The following is a 21432-nucleotide window of genomic DNA, read 5'->3' as shown; positions in this document are numbered from 1 at the left end:
AAACTATACATTCTTGCCACTGCCAGATAGTGGCAGGATCAGACTGCGCGTTTTACTCAAATTGCTAGAAAAGACTTCCCTGCTTCGATGGACCGCCGGCTTCCGGCTTGGCAGGCCGCCTCTTCAGCGAGGTTGGCGGCATGCCGCCTTCGGTGGTCACCGCGCCGATGCGGCCGTCGGAAAATTCGATCGAGACCGCCGCACCTGCCGAAAGAGCTGTGGCCTCAGAGACCGGCCTGTCCTCGTCGTCGCGGATCACCGCGTAACCGCGCTTCAGCACATTCTTGTAGGAGAGCGACTGCAGCACGCGGTCCTGCGCCGCAAGCGCGGCTTTTGCCCGAATCAGCCGATGGGATGTCGCGGTATCGGCGTGCCTGACGAGATTGGCGAGATGGTCGCGGGCGCGGCCGGTCTGCGCCTGCAGGCGGGCGGGCAGTGTGGCGAAGACCGCCTCGGCACGGTCGACCCGCGATTTCGAACGGTCGATCAGCCGCTCGACCATGCGCTCGGCCCGCCCGATCCGCTCGTTCAGCGTCTGGCGGCGCTCGGCGATGCGGCCGGAGAGCAGATCAGGGCGCAAATGCGCGGCCACGCGCTCGAAGCCGCGACGCTTGTTGATGGTGTTGAGCTCCAGCCCGCGGCCGAGGCCGGCCGCCGCCTCGTCGAAACGCCGGCGCGGCAAGGCGAGAAGCTGATCGAGCGACGGCAATGCCCGCATCAGCGCCCGGACGGACTGGCGACGCTGATCCATCTGCCGGTTCATGCAGCCCTGCAGCCGCGCGGCAAGGGCGGCGGCCTGGGCCTCGAGCTCCGCCTTGACCGGCACCGCCATTTCCGCAGCCCCTGTCGGCGTCGGCGCACGGACATCGGCGGCATAGTCGATCAGCGTCCAGTCGGTCTCATGACCGACGGCCGAGATCAGCGGGATCCGGCTTTCGGCCGCAGCACGCACGACGATTTCGTCGTTGAAGCTCCAGAGATCTTCGAGGCTGCCGCCGCCGCGCGCGACGATCAGCACGTCGGGGCGGGGAATGGCGCCGGCCGGCTCCAGCGCGTTGAAGCCGCGAATGGCGTTCGCCACCTCCTCGCCGGACCCCTCGCCCTGAACCTTCACCGGCCAGACGAGGACATGCACGGGAAAACGATCGGAGATGCGGTGAAGAATATCGCGGATTACCGCACCGGTCGGCGAGGTGACGACGCCGATCACCCTTGGCATGAAGGGCAGCCGCTTCTTGCGGGCGGCATCGAACAGGCCCTCGGCGCCAAGCTTGCGCTTGCGCTCCTCGATCAGCGCCATCAGCGCGCCGGCGCCGGCCGGTTCCAGCGTCTCGATGACGATCTGATATTTCGAAGAGCCGGGAAAGGTGGTGACCTTGCCGGTGGCAATGACCTCCATGCCTTCTTCCGGGCGGAATTTCAGCCGCGAGAAGGTGCCCTTCCAGATGACGGCATCGATGCGGGCACGGTCGTCCTTCAGCGCGAAATAGGCATGGCCGGAGGAGTGTGGGCCACGATAGCCGGAGATCTCGCCGCGCACGCGGACCTGGTCGAAGGTGGTTTCGACGGTGCGCTTGATCGAGCCGGAAAGCTCCGAAACCGAATATTCGGCAAGGTTGGTCGGCGAATCGCTGTCGAAGACGTTGCTCATCCCTTCTTTCTATGTCCATCGGCGGCAAACTGGAAGGTCGCGGTCATCGCCGAGATCTGTTTTCCGGGATGTCGAGGTCGTTGGCGGCGGACGCACGCTACGCCACGCATGCTCACCATGCGGCCGTGGCAGCTTGGCGGATGAACAACGAAATCGGGTAAATCCGTTTGGTTGCGGAACGTATAGTTAGAATGCGCGTTATAGACGAAAGGAGTTGCTAACCACCGCAATACAAAGGCTTTTCGGCGGTGGCCGCCGGTAAATCTTTGTTAGTTGGCGCTTCCTATGCTTCCCCTCGTTATCTCTGGGAAGGTGCTGAAATGATTATTCTCACAGCAGCAGCATTGGGCATCAGCGCCGGGCAAACCCGCTCGGCTGCCGCAATCGCGCTGGTCGCCGCGCTGATAGGAATAACGTTCGTGGTGGCGGCGATAACCTCGCCCGGACCAGTGTCGATCCTGGCGTTCGTCTATGCCGTGCTCGGCTTTAATGGCGGCCTCATGCTCTTTGTTCTTGGGCTCTTTGCCAATGCGCGTCTTCGTCGCGCGACACGTGTTTCCCACTAAATTTTTTACCGAAAGCTGCCGGCGTCAGTTCGCCACCGGCCGATAGCGAAAGAACTGAACGCCCACCTCCGCTGCCTTCGGAAGCGGCTCCAGATAAGGCGGGATATTGCCCTTGCCGAGCTCGGCATAAAGGCCATCCGGTTTTAGCTTGGCAATCTCGCGCGTCTGCGGGTCATTGGGGCAGAAGCCAAGCACCGTCACCCCCGCGCCCTTCAGGAAGGCTTCCGCCTCCTGCGGCTCCGCCAGGCCGATATGCAGTTCCGTCAGCATGCCGCCCTGATTGCGATGATATGGCGCCGAAAGAACCCGGTTTTTCGTAAAGCGAAGGATCGGAACGCCCATCTGCGACGGTGCTGAGATCAGCCCGTCCGGCAGCCCGGCAAGCGGCGCCAGTGCCTCTTTCGAGGTACAGGAAAGCACCTTTGCCGCCGCCGCCTTCTTCTGCGCGCCATTGTCCATCTGCAGCGAGACAAGTCCGCCGGCGACCGCCCAGGCCGCCGGAACGCTGGCGAGCACCGTCACGATATAGACGAAGGCGGCGGCAACATTGTCGCTGTCGCTGTTGGAGATCCGCCTGATATCGATGATCAGCAGCGCAAGCGGCAGAATGGAGAGCAGGTTTGAGAACGTCGCGCCGCGCACCTGGACCAGCGCGATCGCCCAGCTGGTGGCGAGCAGGAAGAGCAGCACCAGATGGATCTGCATGCGGTCGCGCCGAACGATACGGAAGATGCAGACGGCCATGCCGAACAGGCCGGCCGCATAGAAGGCACCGATCGAGAAGGGATCGGTGCGCGCGAGCACGAAGGCCGACTGCGCTTCCGACACGTTCCTCAGCCAGAGTTCGACCAGCATCGGATCGAGACCGGCCAGCGGATCACTCAGGCATTGCGGCGCAATCACCATCGCCGAACCGAGAACGCCGGCACCGACGAGGCCAAGCGCGGCAAAGCGCAGGGAGCGACGCAGGCGGCTGGCAAAGACTGCCGAAAACAGCATCAGCCCGCCGCCGATCGCCGCCAGGCTGTAATAACCGAGCGAGAGATTGTCGCAGGTAACCATCGAATAGAGCCGGGGCGGCACCGTTGCGACAAAGAGGATGCTGATGGCAATCGCCAGCGCCAGGCCGAAGGCCCCCGCGGCAACAGCGAAAATCTGCCCCTCCCATGCCCAGAGCAAAGCGACGGTCAGACAGACGGCGGCGACGAAAGGCGTCGTCTCGGCGCCGATGGCGATGGCGACCGCTGCGGCGATGCCGGCGACCGCATAGCTCCAGCCGCGGCGCTGCGGATCCAGAAGCATCGCCACCATCGTCGCGACAAGTCCCAGCTGCGCATTGTGATGATCGATGGCGCCCGGCGCGAAACGGCTGCCGGTGTAAATCGCAAGGCCGGTCATGGCGAGACTGAGATGCATGCCGGCAACACCGCCGATACGCCGTCCGGCAACGGCCATGGCGAGCATGGCGGGCAGGACGAGCGATACCGGCCAGACGGCGAGCGCCAGCGCCTCGGCGGTCTCGTGGGGCGCAAACAGGCCGAAGAACCAGATCAGCGAAGCGATCGGCAAATCGATCAGCCTCGACCAGTGCATCAGCGTGCCGCCCTCGAGGCCGAGGCGGTATTGCATCAGATCGAACCAGCCTTGCCCGGCGAGAAGATCGCGAACCTCGATGAGACGCATTCCGTCGTCATTGTCGGGACCGACGTAATCGGTAGCGTTGGAGAGCTTGGTGACAAGGAGGATAGAGGCGAGGATGACGCTATAGATAATGACGGTTGGCCAGAGGCGCATGAGCAACCTGCTCAGCCCTCCCCTTGGAGCAGTGGTCACGGAGGAGGCATTGGCGATCGGCTGCACAGCGTTCATCGTGGTTAGCGCTTCGTTTCAGATGGCCGAAGCTTAGCGATCGCCGATCAAGAAAGTGTAAAGCCGTTTGCGGAAGTGCCGATTTTGCCTGCGTCATAGGGTCTTATTAACGGCGGGTGATTTAGGCTGAGTGCGGCTTTCAGTGTAACGAGTAGAGTCATGGCCCGATCGCGTACCGATAATCCCAATATTGCCGTCCTGCTTCCCTGTTATAATGAAGCCGCGACGATCGGCGCGGTCGTGCGGGGTTTCCGCGCGACGCTGCCGGATGCTGCGATCCACGTCTACGACAATAATTCCACCGACGGCACCGCGCTGCAGGCGATGCTTGCCGGCGCGCATGTCGTGCGCGAGCGACGCCAAGGCAAGGGCCACGTCGTACGCCGCATGTTCGCCGACATCGACGCCGATATCTACATCATCGCCGACGGCGACGGCACTTACGCGCCTAGCGATGCCGAAGAGCTGGTGCGCACACTGCTGACCGAGCGCGCCGACATGGTTGTGGGAACCCGGCGCGGCGTTCGTGCCGATGCCGGCCGTCAAGGCCATGCGCTCGGCAACCGGCTTTTCAACCTGCTCTACCGGACGATCTTCGGCCCCGACTTCACCGATATCTTTTCCGGCTACCGCGCTTTCTCGCGCCGCTTCGTCAAGAGCTTCCCAGCGGTATCGGGCGGCTTCGAAATCGAAACCGAGATGTCCGTGCATGCCTCGCGGCTGAAGCTTCCGGTCAGCGAACTCGAACTCGACTATGGCCGCCGGCCGGAAGGCTCGCACTCGAAGCTTTCGACATTTCGCGACGGCGCCAAGATCCTCTGGATGTTCGCGATGCTGATGAAGGAAACCCGGCCCTTCGCCTTCTTCAGCGCGATCAGTGCCATCTTCATGCTGACGAGCCTCGGCTTCATGGCGCCGGTGCTGGCGGAATATTTCCAGACGGGTCTCGTCAGCCGCATGCCGACCTGGGTGCTGTCGACAGCGCTGATGATGATCTCCTTCATGCTTTTTACCGCCGGCGTCATCCTGGATTCGGTTGCCCGCGCCCGCGCCGAACAGCTTCGTATCCATTATATGAGCCTGGAAACGCCGAGCGCCGTCAAAGCGCCGCTCGGCGAAGCAGGGCCGGTATCGCGCGCCCGCGCCCGCAAGGCGGATGCGGCATGAGAAAGCTCATCCGTTTCGCGATCGCGGGCGGCATCGGCTTCCTCGTCGATGCCGGCGTGCTGTCGGCGCTGCTGCATCTGACGCCGCTCGGGCCGTTTCTGGCGCGGCTCGTGGCGATCGCGGCTGCAATGGCGGTGACCTGGATTTTCAATCGGAGCTTCACCTTCGACCGGTCCAGCCGGTCGCTGGCCGCCGAAGGCTTCCGCTATGGCTCGGTCGGGGTAACGGCAGCGCTCGTCAATTACGGGCTTTATTCCGCACTTCTGCTTTCGCTGCCGGCACTTCAGCCGCTTGCGGCCATGGTCATCGCCAGCATCGCCTCGATGGTCTTCAGCTTCTTCGGCTATTCGCGCTTCGTCTTCCGCGCCGAATGATTAGAGCGCCGCGCGTCACTGGACGCGCAAAGGACGCTCTAACACTTTAAATTGGCGCATAATCGCTTCCGATTTTCGGAAAGGATTATGCGCTAGACGGCTTCCCAGCCGTCTTTCTCGCTGGCGCGGTAGATCGCGTCGATCACCTTTTGGTTCAATTTCGAATTTTCGAGCGTGACGATCTCCTCCTTGCCACCTTTCACCGCCCGGGCGAAGGCTTCGACCTGCCGCTTGTATTGACGGCTGTCCTGGAAGCGGAAGATGCGTGATTCATTGTGGCTGCGATCGGCAAGCTCGATTTCCTCAGGCCCCCAGCGATTGGCGTTGAACGGCGACTTGACCTCGATGTAACCTTCGGTGCCGTGGAAGACCATGACCTGACGGTTGGCCATCTGCGTCGAGATATAGAAGCTCAGCTCGAAATCGCCGAAATCGGCCTTGACGCTCGAATAGATATCGGTGCCGAAATCCGGATCACGCTCGGTGATCGCCTGGATCCAGAGCGGCTCCTTGCCGGTGGAAAAACGCGTGCCCATCACGGGATAGACACCGATATCGGGAAGGCCGCCGCCGCCGAGTTCGGGAACGTTGCGCATGTTGGCGGGATCGCGGTTGAAATAGGTGAAGGCGCCCTGCACATGCCGGAGCGTACCGATCGCGCCCTCGTCGATCAACGCGCGCACCTTCTGCCAGACCGGCGAATAGGTGATCATATAGGCTTCGGTGACCACCACCCGGTTGCGGTCGCGGGCGGCAATCAGATCGTCGATGTCATCGGCCTTCAGCGCTAGGGGCTTTTCGCAAAGCACGTGTTTGCCGGCATCGGCTGATTTGATCGACCATTCGATATGCTGCGAGGTAGGCAGCGGGATATAGACGGCGTCGATGAGGTCGGAGGCCAGCATCTCCTCGTAGGAGCCGAAGGCATGCGGCACGGAGAAGCGGTCGGCCATCTCCCTTGCGCGCGTGAGATCACGGCTGGCAATCGCCGTGACGACGCAATTTTCCGCGTCCTGGATTGCCGGAACGACATTGTCACGGCCGATCTTCGCCGTTGAAATGATACCAAAACGCAGCATGATCCAAACCTCCCAAACAGATTTCCGCGAACCATATTCAGGCCTTAGCCACGGCGCAATGGTGCGGGCTGAAATCACGGAAGTTTGCCTTCCCGGATGCCCGGAATGCGCTAGGTTGCTGCAAGGCGGCGTTCTGCCGTGTCCACGATTTCAAACACATCACCATATTGGAGAGCGTCATGGAAATGCGCCGGCTTGGAAAAACGGGTCTTTCGGTCGCGCCGATCGTCATCGGCGGCAATGTCTTCGGCTGGACGGCCGACGAGAAAGCATCCTTCGCCATTCTCGACGCCTTCTTCGACGCTGGCCTGAACACGATCGATACGGCGGATGTCTATTCCGCATGGGTCCCGGGCAACAAGGGCGGCGATTCCGAGGAGATCATCGGGCGCTGGCTGAAGCAGGCCAAGGTTTCCCGCGACCAGGCGGTCATCGTTACCAAGGTCGGCTCGGACATGGGGCAGGGAAAGACACTGAAGGAGAGCTATATCCTCAAGGCGGTCGAGGATTCGCTGCGCCGGCTGCAGACTGACTATATCGACCTCTATCTGTCGCACTGGCCGGATGCCGATACGCCGCACGAGGAAACACTCGGCGCCTATGCCAAGCTGAAGCAGCAGGGCAAGATCCGCGCCATCGGCTGCTCGAACTATGATGCGACGCTGCTGCAGGCCTCCTTCGACGCTGCCGAAAAGGCCGGCCTGCCCCGTTACGATGTGGTGCAGCCGGAATATAATCTTTATGAGCGCGCAAGCTTCGAGGGGCCGCTCGCCGATCTCTGCGTTGAAGAGGACATCGGCGTCATCACCTATTTCAGCCTGGCTGCCGGCTTCCTCACCGGCAAATACCGCAGCAAGGCCGATACGCAGGGCCGCGCCCGCGAGGGCCGGGTTTCGACCTATTTCGACGACAAGGGTCTGCGCATTCTTGCCGCGCTCGACACGGTTTCTGCCGAGACCGGCGCCAAGCCCGCCGAAATTTCGCTCGCCTGGCTGCTGCGCAAGAAAGGCGTGACGGCGCCGATCGCCAGCGCCACCAGCCTTTCGCAGCTTGAAAGCCTGGCGAAATCGGCGACACTTCAGCTTTCCGATGACGCAATGGCCCTGCTCGATCAAGCCGGGAACTGAAAGAAAGAGCCCATGACCGTGACGATCCGCGATGCCCGCGCCGAGGACGAGAGCCGCTGGCGCGAACTTTGGGCGGCCTACCTCGCCTTTTACGAAGTCACGGTCGATGCCGATATCACCGATTCCACTTGGCGCCGGGTTTTCGATCCGGCGTCGGCGATCGCCATGCGGGTCGCCGAGGTCGATGGCAGGATCATGGGCTTTGCGCTCTATCTCACCCATGAGGGCACATGGATCCGCGGCAGGGACTGCTATCTCGAAGACCTGTTTGTCGATCGCGATGCACGCGGCAAAGGGGTCGGGCGGGCGCTGATGGACGACCTCGTCGCCATCTGCAAGGCCAAGGGCTGGTCGCGGCTCTATTGGCATACGAGCGAACAGAACACGACGGCCCGGGCGCTCTACGATCGCTATGTCGAGAGCGACGGCCATATCCGCTACCGCATCAGCTTTTGAGTCTGGGAAAACCTTAGTAGAAAGCGGCGTGATCGCCCTCCCAGTTCGCCATGCCCGGTTTGGTCGGGATGCCGCGCGGGCTGATATAACTCTGGATGGTAGCGTCGCCTTGGGTAAAGGATGCCCACGATGGGCCCGCTTCATGCGGCGACGCTACCCCTCGGTGGCTAAAGCGCGTCGCATGTAACTTGATTCATTCGACGCGCTTTAGCTCTTTGTTTTTATGCATGTCGTTTTCCGGGAACCGCTGCACACTTCCCGGCGACATGCATTAGTGAGCGGTGTAGGCCCCGTCGACCATATGACAGCTTCCAGTAATGAAGCTTGCCTGTTCCGAAAGGAGAAAACATACGAGAGCCGCCACTTCATCGGGCGATCCACGCCGGCCCATTGGCTGCAACGAGTTCAATCTCCGAGTGCTTGTCACAGGCTCACACAGAATCGGCGTTTCGATCCAGCCGGGGGCAACTGCATTGATCCGAATACCCATACGCGCGTACTCGATCGCAGCGGCCTTCGTGAGGCCGATGACCCCGTGCTTAGCCGCGGTATAGGCCGATGCCAGTGGCAATGCAACGGAACCGAGAATGGAGGACATGTTTACGATGGCCCCGCCTACGCCGGCTTGCAGCATGGCGGCAATCTCATATTTCATGCAATAGAATGTACCGTCCAGATTGACGCTCATCAACTTGCGCCATTGGTCGAGCGGGTAATCCGCGGTAGCGGTCCGGACGCCAGTCAGCCCTGCATTGTTCACCGCTAGGTGGAGGCCACCACATTTCTGGACGGCAAACTCAACCAACCGCTCGACCGCATCGGCGATGGTGACATCGACGGCGAAATCGACAGCCTTCCCTCCCTGCGTCCGTATATCAGTAGCAACGCGGTCGGCACTATCGGCATCAATATCCGCGACGATTACCTCTGCCCCCTCAAGAGCAAGTTGTCGCGAAATCGCAGCGCCAATCCCCGACCCCCCACCTGTCACAATCGCAACTTTTCCGTCGAAGCCAAGCTCCATTCCCGCCCCCCAGTTTTACTCGATCCTAATCGAACAGAGGCGGGTCGTGCATGCAAGAATTTTAAACAAATCCTGATCTAACAACCACTCATTGAAGGTGCCGATCGGTGGACCACAACGACTCTGCCTGCCGTCGACCCCAAAACTCCGCAGGAAAATGCCCGGCATTTGACGGATATCATAGCATGCGAGTTCCCCGTTTTCCGTTGCTCTATAAGCACTGATGCAAGAGCGTTTGCCAAAAAGCGCGGCGATGTTAAATACAAGGGTGGGCTGATCAATCGCGTTGGCAGATGAAAATGGACGAAAGTCACGTTACGCGCCGGGGAATTCTTCTGGGAAGTCTGGCTCTGATAATGTCCGGATGTACTACCGAGGACGGGCCGCCATTTGGGTATTACGCCCTTGGGCGGAACCCGGATCGTGATACCCGCTACCGGCGGCAAACAGTGAGCTATAGTGGTGATGAGCCGCCCGGCACCATCGTCGTCGATACCGCCAGCCGATATCTCTATTTCGTCGAGGCGGGCGGTCAGGCAACACGCTACGGCGTCGCGGTTGGACAGGAAGGATTGAGTTTCAAGGGCCAAGCCACGGTAGGTCGCAAGGCAGAATGGCCGTCGTGGACACCGACCGCCGACATGATCGCGCGTAAGCCGCGCCTCGGCCAATACGCTGAAGGCGTCCCAGGCGGACCAGGAAATCCGTTAGGTGCGGCCGCCCTCTATCTCTATCAGGACGGAAAAGACACCCTGTTTCGTCTACATGGAACGAACGCGCCGTGGTCGATTGGTCAGGCAGTGTCGAACGGATGCGTCCGACTCACCAACCCCAACATTGTGGATCTCTATGGGCGCACCCATGTGGGAACCAGAGTCCTAGTGATCTAGCGGCGGCATTCCTCGCTCGAATCGGCAGGCAGCCGACCCATTTTCCCGCTGCGCAGGCAGCAAAAGCCTAGGATGCGCTCAGATTGTGTTCTTTCTGCACTAGCCTTTACGTAAGTTGACGCTACTATTATCGACGTTGCCTACGATAAGTGATGCCGATTCTAAGGAGAGGACTTCTTGATGAGCAGAATTCTAATCGTGATCATCTCTGTGCTTGCTGTTGCCAATCTCACCGCCTGCGGAATGATTGGCAAAGGAAAAGGCAAGGCACCGCCACCGGCTGCTGCTCAAGTATATAAGTAGCGACCATCCCTCGATTTGTGACGAGGGTCGAGTTCGGTCCTCCTCACAACTTAAGTCGCCAGCACCGGGCTATCCCCGGAGCCGCGTTCATATGAGCATTCACCCCCCGTGCGAACCGAGGCAGGTGAGAGGAGTGCATTGATGACGCTTGCAAGAGGTTGTCTGCCGCTTGTAATCCTGATGGCGATTGCCGTCGTGTCATGCCAGACCAAAGACAAAGCCCAGCAGCCGCGTTTCACGTCCGATGCCAATGGCCGAACAACCATCTCGGCCAACGAAAATTCAAATCGGTATTTCCTCGAGTTCCGTTCGCGATATGCGCTCAGCTATGGACACACCTATGTTGTCTTTGGGCGCACGGACAAGAACGGAAACATGGTTGATCCGCAGGTCGCCGGCCTCGCCCCGGCCTCGACCGATCCCGGAGCCTACGTCTTGGGCCATTTCGTGCCGGTTTCAGCAACAACCGGAGCGACCGACGGTGATCTGGAAGAGGCGTACCGGTCGGCAAGCTGGAGAGTCATGCTATCGGACGGCGAGTACGAAGACGCTGTTCGCTTCATCCGCAAACAACAGGCAAGTTCCCGTCTCTGGGAAGCAACGGTCTACAACTGCAATGCATTCGTGGCGGACATTGCACGTCACATGGGATACAAGGCGCCCGGCATTTGGCTGAGGCCGCAACAATTCATTACGAAGCTTCGCGAGATGAATACCGGTTGAGGGCATATTGGATTTGACCAAGAAGCTAAAGCGTGTCGCGATCTTTCAGAGTCGCTTGTTACGCTTTAGGTCTTTGTTTTTACCATGTCTTTATCGCAAAACCGCGGCACACTTTTGCGAGACATGCTCTAAGGTAGGTCGACTCATGAATGTACGTTGGTAAACCGGCAAACGCCGGCCAGTGCGGAAAGGCTTTGGTGACCTGATTTGTACCTATCGATCGCTACTGCAGGTAAGGTCATCTGGGTCCTCGGGGTCGTCGTCTGGGCGATCATTCGCCGTCCTCATGCGCGCCGCGCCAAGCGCTTGCAGGTTGTTAGCGACCGCCGCACGCCTTCGGAGGCCGTAGGACTTGCCGCTGGCCTTCTTGGCCTCTCCATCATACCAGCGATCTATGTTGCAACCGGATTTCCCCTCGCTGCCGACTACCCGCCCCATCTGTGGGCCGTGGCACTTGGTGCGATACTTCTCGTCTGTGCGATGTGGGTTTTCCGTAGGACCCACAAGGCCCTCGGCAAGAATTGGTCGATAACGCTGGAGATCCGCGAAAAGCACAAACTCATCTCTCAAGGACCCTATGCCCTTGTCCGCCATCCGATGTACACATCATTTCTGCTCATGGGACTTGGCCAAGCCTTCCTCCTGTCGAACTGGGTGGCGGGACTAGCGGGGCTGCTCGGCGCCGGGATCCTCTTTTTCCTCAGAGTAGACAAAGAGGAGCGTATGATGCTGGACGTTTTCGGTCCCGAGTATCAAGCCTACATGGACAAGACAAAACGAATTATTCCTTATCTCTACTAGAGGTGGCCCCATGCGAGGTCGAGCCATTAAACTCTCCGCATCGCGACGCCTTGTCGGCGATCTGATGAAATTCTCGATCGGTGTGCCGCGCGTCACGGTGCAGCGGAAGATGAATATCAGCGCGCTCCTGGCGGCCAGAACAGCACAGCCAGTCAGGCCGTCATGGACCGTTCTCTTCTTAAAGGCATATGCACTTCTCGCACAGGAATTGCCGGACCTGCGCCGCGCTTATGTCAAGTTTCCGACACCGCGACTTTATGAATATTCAGGAAATGTGGCGTCCATTGCCCACGAACGTGAACATGAAGGCGAGCGGATCGTTCTACTGAGCCTGATCAGGGCTCCCGAGAAGAGATCCATCACTGAGCTTCAGACCTTGATCGAGGCGGCAAGGTCCCGCCCTGTCATGGAGGTCAAGGAATTCCGGCGCATATTGAAGTTTGCACACCTTCCCGGCCCCATCAGGTGGCTTGTGATGTGGCTTGGACTGAATCTCGGTCGGCAGCGGCCGCGTTTTTTTGGCACTTTCCAATTCTCCGTCTACTCTGGCCTCGGGGCAGAATCCCTCAACCCCCTTACGCCGCTAACCACGCTTCTCAACTACGGCCCAATAGACGATGATGGGACTGTAACCGTGCGCATCCATTACGACCACAGGGTCATGGACGGTGCAAATGTTGCACGAGCGCTGGATCGGTTGGAAAACATACTGAATGGCGAAGTCACGGGGGAATTGAAGGGTCTCGCTCAGACAGGAGCCACCCCTGGCACGACAGCCTTGAGAACCGCGACATGAGCCTACAAATCGTGCTCCGTCCAGCCATCGTTGTTGTCGGTGCATCGCGCGGCATCGGGCGGGCCATCGCCAAAGTTGCCGCACGCGAGCGTGCCGCAATTGTTCTTGTTGCGCGTTCGATTGAGGGCCTCATATCGGCGGCGGCAGACGTGCGGGAGGCGGGGGGCGAGGCTTTCGTGCTGGAAATGGATCTCTTGGCCACAGATACATCGACGCGTCTGCAAAATTTCCTGTCGATAAATGCCTTGTTCTGCGATGTCCTCGTCAATAGCGCCGGTTATGGCTTGCGCGGCGCCGCGACCTTATTGCCTATCGACGACCAACTCGGAATTATCGATGTCAACATACGCGCATTAAGCGATCTGACCCTTCGCTTCTTGCCGGAAATGGCGGCGCGGCGGCGCGGCGGCGTAATCAATCTTGGCTCAGTGGCAAGCTTCCTTCCTGGGCCGAATATGGCGTTGTATTACGCCAGCAAAGGCTTCGTGCGCTCCTTTTCGGAAGCACTTCATCAAGAGTTGCGCGGCACCGGCGTGACAGTGACATGTGTCGCTCCAGGACCAGTATCGACAGAGTTTCTGGAGCGATCCGGCGCTGGCCGGTCGACGCTCTTCAAGGTTCTCCCGAAGCTGGACGCGGACTATGTGGCCGAACGAGCCTGGCGCGGCTTCAGGTCCGGGCGGCGCCTCGTCGTACCTGGTACCTCCTCTAAACTGGCCGTTTTTGCGGCGGCGCTCTTGCCCTCGACCGTCTTGCTGCCTTTGGTCAGCAGAATGCAACGCCGAACAAATGATCCATGTCCTTGTGGTTCCGGGGAAAAGTTCAAGAAATGCTGCGGCGGCGGGTGGACAACGTTTCATCGCGGCCGTCGATAAGAGTCACGTAGGGCGCCATCACTTTTTTTATAGCGCATGCGGTTTGGCTGCATTTCCGCATTCCGTTGAGCCTGCGTCATGTAGAAGATCTGCGGGCGCAGCGCGGCATTGAAGTCTCGTTCCAGACTGTCGCGGAGTCGGCCGCCAAGTTCCGCCGAGACTATGCCCGCTACATCCGGCGGCGGTGGGAAGTTTTGCCGACAAGTGGCATCTCGGCGAAATAGTCGTTTCCATCAAGGGCAAGGGCTGGGCGCGGCTCTACTGGCATACGAGCGAGCAGAACAAGACAGCCCGGGCGCTCTACGACAGCTATGTTGAGAGCGACGGCCACATCCGCTACCGCATCAGCTTTTGAGTCTGGGAAAATCTTGGTAGAAAGCGGCGTGATCGCCCTCCCAGTTCGCCATGCCCGGTTTGGTGAGTATGCCGCGCGGGCTGATATAACTCTGAATCACCCGTTTCGGCCGTTCGTGCCATTGGATATTGAAGGCCCAGAGCTTCGGGAAGAAACAAAGTGAGGCATAGGGCAGGTGGTCGTGGATCCACCAGGCGAGCCGTTGCCAGTCGCTTTCATTGCTGTAGTGGTCGAGCATCCACGGCACGGCAATGCAGACCGCGGCACCCATGCAGCCGTCGAAGTCCCGCATATCCCAGATGTGATGCGCGGCGGTGGTAGCATTGGTCGAGCAGTTCAGATCGTTCTCGTTGCCGAACCGGTTTACCGCGGGCGAACGATAGCCGGAGCGGATATGCAGGCGCCCGAAGGTTGCTTCCAGCGGCTCCAGCAATTCCTCGCAGAGCCTCCTGCCCACCTCGATCGCCAGATCGGGATCCTCGGGGATGTTGGGAATGCGGTAGAAATCGGCAATTTCAGAATGCAGGAAATCGCGGAAGAAAAAATTCTGCGACAGCCGTACGCGGCCAAGATCCTCCAGACCCTTCATCGAACCCGGCTTACGCATGACTTTATCTTTCTCCATCGACAGCAGGAATGATCGCCCGGAGCAGATTTCCAGTCCACCCGAAATCGACCGGGAACAATTTGCGCGATCCTCGCTTCTTAATGTGTCGCCGCGTTCGCGGCCTTTCCCAGAACAAGGATCGAGAAAATGGCCAAGGAAAAGACGTTGGAAGATCTCTTCTACGATACGCTCAAGGACATCTATTTTGCCGAACGGCAGATCTTGCGCGCCCTGCCGAAGATGGCGCGCGCCGCCCAGTCTTCCGAACTGAAGGCGGGCTTCGAAAAGCATCGCGAGGAAACCGAAGGCCAGGTCGAGCGCCTGCAGCAGGTTTTCGAACTGATCGGCAAACGCGCTCAGGGCAAGACCTGCGAGGCGATCCAGGGCATTATCGCCGAGGGCGAGGAAATCATGGAGGAATTCAAGGGCACATCAGCCCTCGATGCCGGTCTGATCTCTGCTGCCCAGGCCGTCGAGCATTATGAAATCGCCCGTTACGGCACGCTGAAAACCTGGGCGGCGACACTCGGCCTCAAGGATGCCGTCCGCCTGCTCGACCAGACGCTGCAGGAGGAAACGGCGACCGACAAGACCCTTTCCCAGCTCGCCACCACGGCGGCGAACCAGAAGGCAAAGGCTGCCTGACGGATGAACAGAACGGGCGGCAGGTCTCTTGCCGGTCGCCCGCATCTTCCTAAACATATTTGAAGAAATCGATGAAGGCGCGCAGTGCCGGCCGCATCTGCCGGCGGGTGGGATAATAGAGAAACGCCCCGGAATAGGGCGCGCACCAATCCTCCAGTACCCGCACGAGGCTGCCGCTTGCCAGCTCGGCATCCACCCGCATGTCGAACAGATAGGCAAGGCCAGCGCCGTTCAGCGCCGCAAGCAGGGCCAGCCGGTCCTCGCTGACGATCAATGGCCCGTCGACGGAAACGACCAGTTCCTGCCCATCTTTTTCAAACTCCCAGCGATAGATTGAGCCGTTGGTAAAGCGCCGCTTGATGCAGCGGTGGCCGACGAGATCGCGCGGATGCTGCGGCTTCGGAAAGCGCTTGAAATAATCGGGCGAAGCGGCAATCACCGTCGTCAGATCGGGCGAGACCTTGACCGCGATCATATCGGCTTCCAGGCTCTCCTCCAGCCTTATGCCGGCATCGAACCCCTCCTTGACGATATCGGTGAAGCCGTCCTCATTGGCGATCTCCAGGGTGATATCGGGATAGAGGTTGAGAAAGTCGCCGAGGCGCGGGGCGAGCAGGAGATCGGAGGCAAAGCGCGGCGCGGTGATGCGCAGGTTTCCGGCAGGCCTGGCACGCGTATCGCGGACCGCCTCCAAAGCAATGCCGATCTCCTCGAGCGCCGGGCGAAGCCGTTCGAGAAGCAGGCGGCCCTCTTCCGTCGGCGCGACGCTGCGGGTGGTGCGCGCCAAGAGTCTGACACCCAGGCTCTCCTCGAGGCTCGAGATCGCATGGCTGACGGCCGAGGGCGCAACGAGGAGTTCCTTGGCAGCGGCCCGGAAGCTGCGATGCTCGGAGACGGCTGCGAGAACGGCAAGTTGTGCGAGCTGTGTTCGATTCATTGATCGAACAGATAGAACAACCCGTTATAAATTGCATGTATTTTCTGAGCGATACGGCAGGAATATGGTCTGTTCGTACCGCACAAACCCCCAAAAGCGGTTCAGCTCAAAAGGAGCGTAGCATGAAAACCCGAAAACTCGGAAATGATCTCACCGTCTCTGCCGTCGGCCTTGGCTGCATGGGCATGAGCTTTGCCTATGGCGCCAGCGACGAGGCAGAATCGATCAGGACCCTTCATCGCGCCATCGATCTCGGGGTCACCTTTTTCGACACCGCCGAAGTCTACGGTCCCTTCACCAACGAGGTTCTTCTCGGCAAGGCGCTGAAACCGTTTCGCGACCGGGCGGTGATCGCCACCAAGTTCGGCTTCAAGATCGATACCAGCCAGGCGGGCACTGCCGCCATCACCGGCGTCGACAGCCGCCCGGAGCATGTCAGAGCGGTCGCCGAGGCCTCGCTGAAGCGCCTGGGGATCGAGACCATCGACCTCTTCTACCAGCACCGCGTCGATCCCAATGTGCCGATCGAGGACACCGTCGGCGTCATGGCCGAGTTGGTGAAGGAGGGTAAGGTCCGCGCCCTCGGCCTCTCCGAAGCCGGCGGCGCCACCATCCGCCGCGCCCATGCGGTGCATCCGATCGCAGCACTGCAGAGCGAATATTCGCTTTGGACGCGCGATCCCGAGGAGGATGTGCTTGCCACGTGCCGCGAACTCGGTATCGGCTTCGTGCCCTACAGCCCGCTCGGCCGCGGGTTCCTCACGGGCGCGATTCGCAAGGTCGACGATCTCGCCGCCGACGATTTCCGCCGGCAGGTTCCGCGTTTCCAGGCGGAGAATTTCGACGCCAACGCGGCACTCGTCGCAACGCTCGAGCGGCTTGCTGCCGACAAAGGCGTGACCGCCGCACAGCTGGCGCTAGCCTGGGTGTTGAGCCAGGGCGACAACATCGTGCCGATCCCCGGCGCCCGCAAGCTTCACCACCTCGAACAGAATGCTGCCGCTGCCGATATCGTGCTGAGTGCGGCTGAGCTTGAAGAGCTCGGCCATGCAATCCCCGTAGGGAAGGTGGCCGGCAAGCGTTATTCGGATGCCTCGCTTGCTATGACGAACCTCTGAGCCCTTACTGAAACCAAAGCCCGGCCTGATGCAACCGGCCGGGCTTGCCTTGGCGGCTGGCGAAACTATTTACCGCCATCCCACCAAACGGGATGAAAACATGTCGGACAGGCAAGCAGTCGAACAGACGGTTCATCTCTATGTCGAGGGCATGGCCTTCGCCAATGAGGCGGCCTTGAAAAAGGCCTTCCACCCGAAAAGCTCGATCATCGGCTATTACCAGAATGCCGTCGAATGGCTGACGCGGGACGAATTCATCTCCGCAATCCTGGCGGAGGAGCCTGCCCCGCCCGGAACGCAGCCGTTCATGGATATCCAAAGCGTCGATGTCGAGGGCGATGCGGCGAGCGTCAAGGTTACCGACGATTTCGCCGGAATGCGCTTCACCGATTATCTCTCGCTGCTGAAGATCGAAGGCCGCTGGACAATCGTCAGCAAGCTCTACCATCTTCATACGTGAAAAGACCGGCCGCTTAACGACCGGTCCCATTGTCTCGGCAAAGCCGGCAGGATCAGCTCCTGAGGACGCCGCCGGTGAATTTCATCACGCTGGCGATGATCTTCTGCGTCAGTGTCTCGAAATCTTCATCCGTCAGCGTACGCTCGACCGGCTGGATCTGAACCTCGATCGCCACCGACTTCTTGCCCTCGCCGACCGACGCGCCTTCGAAGATATCGAAGACATTGACGCCGGTGACCAGCTTGCGGTCGGCGCTTGTCGCAGCCTTGATGACCGCGCCTGATTCCACCGTCTTGTCGACGACGAAGGCGAAATCCCGCTTGACCGCCTGGAAGGGCGACAGTTCGAGCGCCGGCTTGGTGCGAGTCGCCTTTTTCTTCGGCTCGGCCATCGCATCAAGATAGACCTCGAAACCGCAGAGCGCGCCGGAGACATCGAGCGCTTCCAAGGTCAGCGGATGGAATTCGCCGAAATAGCCGAGCACCACCTTCGGCCCCATCTTGATGGTGCCGGAGCGGCCGGGATGGTACCAATCCGGTCCACCCCGCTCGATCTGGACATTGCCCATCGGCAGGCCGCAGGCTTCGATGACGGCGAGCACATCGGCCTTGGCATCGAAGACATCGACCGGCTTGCCACCGCCCTTGGCGGCATTCGACCAGGCGCGACCGGCGCCGGCAAGCGAGGCCGTGCCGCGGCGGATGCCGCCGGCAACGCGGCGCTGGCCGTCCGGCCTGTCGTTCTCATAGGTGCCGGAGACTTCGAAGAGGGCGACGTCGGCATAACCCTTGTCGGCATTGCGCTGGGCTGCCGTCAGCAGGCCCGGCAGCAGCGAAGGGCGCATATCCGACATTTCGGCGGCGATCGGGTTGGCAAGCTTGAGGGCTGCCGCCCCGCCGCCGAAGAGTTTGGCCTGATCTTCCGGAATGAAGGACCAAGTAACGGCTTCGAGCATGCCGCGCGAAGCAAGCGCCCGCTTGGCGATGCGGGTGCGGATCTGCAGCGTCGTCAGGATCTTGCCGTTGACCGCCGCATGGCTTTCCAGCGGCGCCGGCTTGATATTGTCGACGCCGTGGATGCGCATGACCTCCTCGACGAGATCGGCCTTGCCATCGACATCGGGACGCCAGGAGGGAACGGCGACGGAGACACGCTCGCCGGAACCGGAGACCGTGAAGCCGAGGCGGGTCAGAATGCTGTTGCTTTCTTCATCCGAGACTTCGAGCCCCGTCAGCCGCTTGACCTCAGAATAAGGGAAATCGACGATCTTTGGTTCGTAACCCTTATAGCCGACGACCTCGGCCCTGGCGGCCGTGCCGCCGCAGAGTTCCAGCACCAGTTCCGTCGTGCGTTCGAGACCGGGAACCATGTAGTCCGGATCGACGCCGCGTTCGAAGCGGTAGCGGGCATCGGTGATGATGCCGAGGCTACGGCCTGATTTGGCGATGTTCATCGGGTCCCAGAGGGCGGATTCGATCAGCACGTCGACGGTGTTTTCGTCGCAGCCGGAATGTTCGCCGCCCATGATGCCGCCGATCGATTCGATGCCGTCTTCATCGGAGATGACGACATTGTTCGGGCCGAGCTTGTATTCACGTTGATCGAGCGCCAGCACGGTCTCGCCTTCGGCGGCGCGGCGGACGGTGAGGTTGCCCTTGACCTTGGCAGCGTCGAAGACGTGCATCGGCCGGCCCTGATCGAAGGTCATGTAGTTGGTGATATCAACCAGCGCATTGATCGGACGCAGGCCGATGGCGATCAGCCGCTGCTGCATCCAGCGCGGGCTCGGGCCGTTCCTGACGCCGCGCACCAGGCGCAGCGCAAAGCCCGGGCAGAGCTTCTGATCGTCGAGATCGAGCGTCAGCTTCACCGGCGTCTCGCCGTCGACGGCGAAGGATGGCGCCGGCCGGGTTTTCAGCGTACCGAGACCGGAGGCGGCAAGATCGCGGGCAATGCCGTGGATCGACGTGCAATCCGGCCGGTTGGGCGTCAGGTTGATCTCGATGACCGGGTCGTCGAGATTGGCATAGGCGGCATAACTCTTTCCGACCGGCGCATCTTCAGGCAGATCGATGATGCCGTCGTGACTGTCGGAGATCTGCAGCTCCTTTTCGGAGCACATCATGCCATGGCTTTCGACGCCGCGGATATTGCCGACGGCAAGCGTCACATCGATACCGGGGACATAGGTGCCGGGAGCGGCAAAGGCGCCGACGAGGCCGGCGCGCGCATTCGGCGCGCCGCAGACGACCTGGACCGGCGCGCCGGCCCCGGTATCGACCATCAGCACCTTCAGGCGATCGGCCTGAGGATGCTTTTCCGCCGAGACAACTCTGGCGATGACGAAGGGCTTGAACGCCGCCTTGTCGTCGACATCCTCGACCTCCAGCCCGATCTCGGTCAAGCGCGTGCAGATTTCATCGAGGCCGGCATCCGTTTCCAGATGCTCTTTCAGCCAGGAGAGCGTGAATTTCATCGTCCCAATTCTCCGTTCAAGCGCTGAGGCCGCCGAACAGCGTCGGCATGTCGAGCGGGCGGAAGCCGTAATGCGTCATCCAGCGGACGTCGGCGTTGAAGAAGTCGCGCAGGTCGGGCATGCCGTATTTCAGCATGGCGATGCGGTCGAGGCCCATGCCCCAGGCAAAACCCTGATACTCGTCCGGATCGAGCCCGCCGTAACGCAGCACGTTCGGATGGACCATGCCGCAGCCGAGGATCTCCATCCAGTCGGTGCCTTCTCCGAACTTGACGATCGGGCCGGAGCGGTCGCACTGGATATCGACCTCGAAAGAGGGCTCGGTGAAGGGAAAGAAGGACGGGCGGAAACGCATCGTCACGCTGTCGACCTCGAAGAAGGTCTTGCAGAATTCCTCGAGCACCCAGCGGATGTTGGCGACATTGGCCGTCTTGTCGACGACAAGGCCCTCGACCTGATGGAACATCGGCGAATGCGTGGCGTCGCTGTCCTGGCGGTAGGTCTTGCCGGGAATGATGATGCGGATCGGCGGTTTCTGCGCCTCCATGGTGCGCACCTGCACCGGCGAGGTATGGGTGCGCAGCACCTTGCGCTCGCCATTCTCGTCCGGGTGGAAGAAGAAGGTGTCGTGCATCTCGCGGGCCGGGTGGCCTTCGGGGAAATTCAGCGCGGTGAAATTGTAATAGTCGGTCTCGATGTCGGGACCTTCGGCGATCGAAAAGCCCATGTCGGCGAAGATCGCGGTGATCTCGTCGACGATCTGGCTGATCGGATGGATGCGGCCGCGCTCGGCAGGCGAAGAGCGCACCGGCAGGCTGACATCGACCGTCTCGGCCTTCAGCCGCGCATTGATCGCCTCTTGGCGGAGCGTCGTTTTGCGGGCGGCGAGCGCCTCGGTCACCGCATTCTTCAAAACGTTGATCGCAGCGCCCTTGGTCTGGCGCTCCTCCGGCGTCATGGCGCCGAGCGTCTTCAACAGTTCGGAGACGGAGCCCTTCTTGCCGAGGGCGGAAACGCGCACGGCCTCGAGGGCCGCCTCGTCATCGGCGGCGGCGATTTCGGCGAGCAGCGATGCGTTGAGCTGGTCGATATCTGACATTGTCACTTCTTTCCGTCCAGTATCAGGCGGGCGA

General features: G+C 60.7%; 22 protein-coding genes and 1 pseudogene. 15 read left to right on the top strand and 8 right to left on the bottom strand.

The window, feature by feature from the left end; translation table 11 throughout:
• Positions 1-64: 64 nt before the first annotated feature.
• Complete coding sequence (gene xseA, locus HJB84_RS19830) at positions 65-1651, bottom strand: exodeoxyribonuclease VII large subunit (RefSeq protein WP_221116669.1); 1587 nt, start codon at positions 1649-1651, stop codon at positions 65-67.
• A 320-nt stretch (positions 1652-1971) separates the two neighbouring features.
• Between xseA and HJB84_RS19825 the strand changes: the two genes are divergently transcribed.
• Positions 1972-2217 (top strand): hypothetical protein, encoded by a 246-nt coding sequence (locus tag HJB84_RS19825; RefSeq protein WP_221116722.1) that lies wholly within the window; start codon positions 1972-1974, stop codon positions 2215-2217.
• Positions 2218-2241: 24 nt separating this feature from the next.
• On the opposite strand, the gene HJB84_RS19820 is transcribed toward HJB84_RS19825, so the two are convergent.
• Positions 2242-4086 carry a hypothetical protein gene (locus tag HJB84_RS19820; RefSeq protein ID WP_207582556.1) on the bottom strand — a complete coding sequence of 615 codons (1845 nt, stop codon included), beginning with the start codon at positions 4084-4086 and terminating at the stop codon, positions 2242-2244.
• 159 nt (positions 4087-4245) lie between these two features.
• On the opposite strand from HJB84_RS19820, the gene HJB84_RS19815 reads away from it, so the two are divergent.
• Together HJB84_RS19815 and HJB84_RS19810 are read left to right on the top strand one after the other, a co-directional pair.
• Positions 4246-5253 carry a glycosyltransferase gene (locus tag HJB84_RS19815; protein ID WP_207582555.1) on the top strand — a complete coding sequence of 336 codons (1008 nt, stop codon included), beginning with the start codon at positions 4246-4248 and terminating at the stop codon, positions 5251-5253.
• Positions 5250-5627: a GtrA family protein gene (locus tag HJB84_RS19810; RefSeq protein WP_221116668.1), complete on the top strand. Its 378-nt coding sequence runs from the start codon at positions 5250-5252 to the stop codon at positions 5625-5627. The genes HJB84_RS19815 and HJB84_RS19810 overlap by 4 nt, the downstream gene beginning before the upstream one ends.
• 92 nt (positions 5628-5719) lie before the next feature.
• Here HJB84_RS19810 and HJB84_RS19805 read toward each other — a convergent pair whose 3' ends face one another.
• Positions 5720-6706, bottom strand: coding sequence for a Gfo/Idh/MocA family protein (locus HJB84_RS19805; protein ID WP_207582553.1), 987 nt, complete (start codon positions 6704-6706; stop codon positions 5720-5722).
• Positions 6707-6885: 179 nt separating this feature from the next.
• On the opposite strand from HJB84_RS19805, the gene HJB84_RS19800 reads away from it, so the two are divergent.
• Together HJB84_RS19800 and HJB84_RS19795 are read left to right on the top strand one after the other, a co-directional pair.
• Complete coding sequence (locus HJB84_RS19800; protein WP_207582552.1) at positions 6886-7833, top strand: aldo/keto reductase; 948 nt, start codon at positions 6886-6888, stop codon at positions 7831-7833.
• A gap of 12 nt (positions 7834-7845) precedes the next feature.
• Entirely contained in the window at positions 7846-8289 is a 444-nt protein-coding gene (locus HJB84_RS19795; protein WP_221116667.1) for a GNAT family N-acetyltransferase, read from the top strand.
• Positions 8290-8560: 271 nt separating this feature from the next.
• On the opposite strand, the gene HJB84_RS19790 is transcribed toward HJB84_RS19795, so the two are convergent.
• Positions 8561-9313 (bottom strand): SDR family NAD(P)-dependent oxidoreductase, encoded by a 753-nt coding sequence (locus HJB84_RS19790; RefSeq protein WP_207582550.1) that lies wholly within the window; start codon positions 9311-9313, stop codon positions 8561-8563.
• Between the two features lie 299 nt (positions 9314-9612).
• On the opposite strand from HJB84_RS19790, the gene HJB84_RS19785 reads away from it, so the two are divergent.
• From HJB84_RS19785 to HJB84_RS19755, 7 genes and pseudogenes are all read left to right on the top strand, one after another.
• Positions 9613-10203: a L,D-transpeptidase gene (locus HJB84_RS19785; protein WP_207582549.1), complete on the top strand. Its 591-nt coding sequence runs from the start codon at positions 9613-9615 to the stop codon at positions 10201-10203.
• 180 nt (positions 10204-10383) lie between these two features.
• On the top strand, positions 10384-10506 hold the full coding sequence (locus tag HJB84_RS19780) for an ABC transporter (protein WP_207582548.1): 123 nt from the start codon (positions 10384-10386) through the stop codon (positions 10504-10506).
• A 141-nt stretch (positions 10507-10647) separates the two neighbouring features.
• Positions 10648-11229, top strand: a complete 582-nt coding sequence (locus HJB84_RS19775) for a hypothetical protein (protein WP_221116666.1) — start codon at positions 10648-10650, stop codon at positions 11227-11229.
• 207 nt (positions 11230-11436) lie between these two features.
• Entirely contained in the window at positions 11437-12030 is a 594-nt protein-coding gene (locus HJB84_RS19770) for a protein-S-isoprenylcysteine O-methyltransferase (protein ID WP_207582546.1), read from the top strand.
• Positions 12031-12040: 10 nt separating this feature from the next.
• Positions 12041-12826 carry a hypothetical protein gene (locus HJB84_RS19765; protein WP_207582545.1) on the top strand — a complete coding sequence of 262 codons (786 nt, stop codon included), beginning with the start codon at positions 12041-12043 and terminating at the stop codon, positions 12824-12826.
• On the top strand, positions 12823-13701 hold the full coding sequence (locus tag HJB84_RS19760) for an SDR family oxidoreductase (protein ID WP_207582544.1): 879 nt from the start codon (positions 12823-12825) through the stop codon (positions 13699-13701). Before HJB84_RS19765 ends, HJB84_RS19760 begins: the two co-directional genes overlap by 4 nt.
• A gap of 17 nt (positions 13702-13718) precedes the next feature.
• Positions 13719-13966, top strand: a pseudogene (locus HJB84_RS19755) (IS6 family transposase); the annotation flags it as partial.
• 79 nt (positions 13967-14045) lie between these two features.
• Here HJB84_RS19755 and HJB84_RS19745 read toward each other — a convergent pair.
• Positions 14046-14663: a hypothetical protein gene (locus HJB84_RS19745; protein ID WP_221116665.1), complete on the bottom strand. Its 618-nt coding sequence runs from the start codon at positions 14661-14663 to the stop codon at positions 14046-14048.
• Between the two features lie 147 nt (positions 14664-14810).
• Between HJB84_RS19745 and HJB84_RS19740 the strand changes: the two genes are divergently transcribed.
• Positions 14811-15308 carry a ferritin-like domain-containing protein gene (locus tag HJB84_RS19740; RefSeq protein ID WP_007633960.1) on the top strand — a complete coding sequence of 166 codons (498 nt, stop codon included), beginning with the start codon at positions 14811-14813 and terminating at the stop codon, positions 15306-15308.
• Between the two features lie 49 nt (positions 15309-15357).
• Here HJB84_RS19740 and HJB84_RS19735 read toward each other — a convergent pair whose 3' ends face one another.
• Positions 15358-16245: a LysR family transcriptional regulator gene (locus tag HJB84_RS19735; RefSeq protein WP_207582542.1), complete on the bottom strand. Its 888-nt coding sequence runs from the start codon at positions 16243-16245 to the stop codon at positions 15358-15360.
• Between the two features lie 122 nt (positions 16246-16367).
• Here HJB84_RS19735 and HJB84_RS19730 point away from each other — a divergent pair, with 122 nt between their 5' ends.
• On the top strand, positions 16368-17363 hold the full coding sequence (locus HJB84_RS19730) for an aldo/keto reductase (RefSeq protein ID WP_221116664.1): 996 nt from the start codon (positions 16368-16370) through the stop codon (positions 17361-17363).
• A 100-nt stretch (positions 17364-17463) separates the two neighbouring features.
• Positions 17464-17823, top strand: coding sequence for a nuclear transport factor 2 family protein (locus tag HJB84_RS19725; protein ID WP_221116663.1), 360 nt, complete (start codon positions 17464-17466; stop codon positions 17821-17823).
• A gap of 52 nt (positions 17824-17875) precedes the next feature.
• Here HJB84_RS19725 and pheT read toward each other — a convergent pair whose 3' ends face one another.
• Together pheT and pheS are read right to left on the bottom strand one after the other, a co-directional pair.
• Complete coding sequence (pheT, locus tag HJB84_RS19720) at positions 17876-20299, bottom strand: phenylalanine--tRNA ligase subunit beta (RefSeq protein ID WP_221116662.1); 2424 nt, start codon at positions 20297-20299, stop codon at positions 17876-17878.
• Between the two features lie 16 nt (positions 20300-20315).
• Complete coding sequence (pheS, locus tag HJB84_RS19715; RefSeq protein ID WP_221116661.1) at positions 20316-21398, bottom strand: phenylalanine--tRNA ligase subunit alpha; 1083 nt, start codon at positions 21396-21398, stop codon at positions 20316-20318.
• Positions 21399-21432: the final 34 nt, after the last annotated feature.

The sequence above is a fragment of the Rhizobium sp. NZLR1b genome, assembly GCF_019685155.1.
In the GTDB taxonomy this organism is placed as follows: Bacteria; Pseudomonadota; Alphaproteobacteria; order Rhizobiales; family Rhizobiaceae; genus Rhizobium.
The sequence above is the reverse complement of the archived record's forward strand: the minus strand, read 5'-3'. Positions and strand labels throughout refer to the sequence as shown.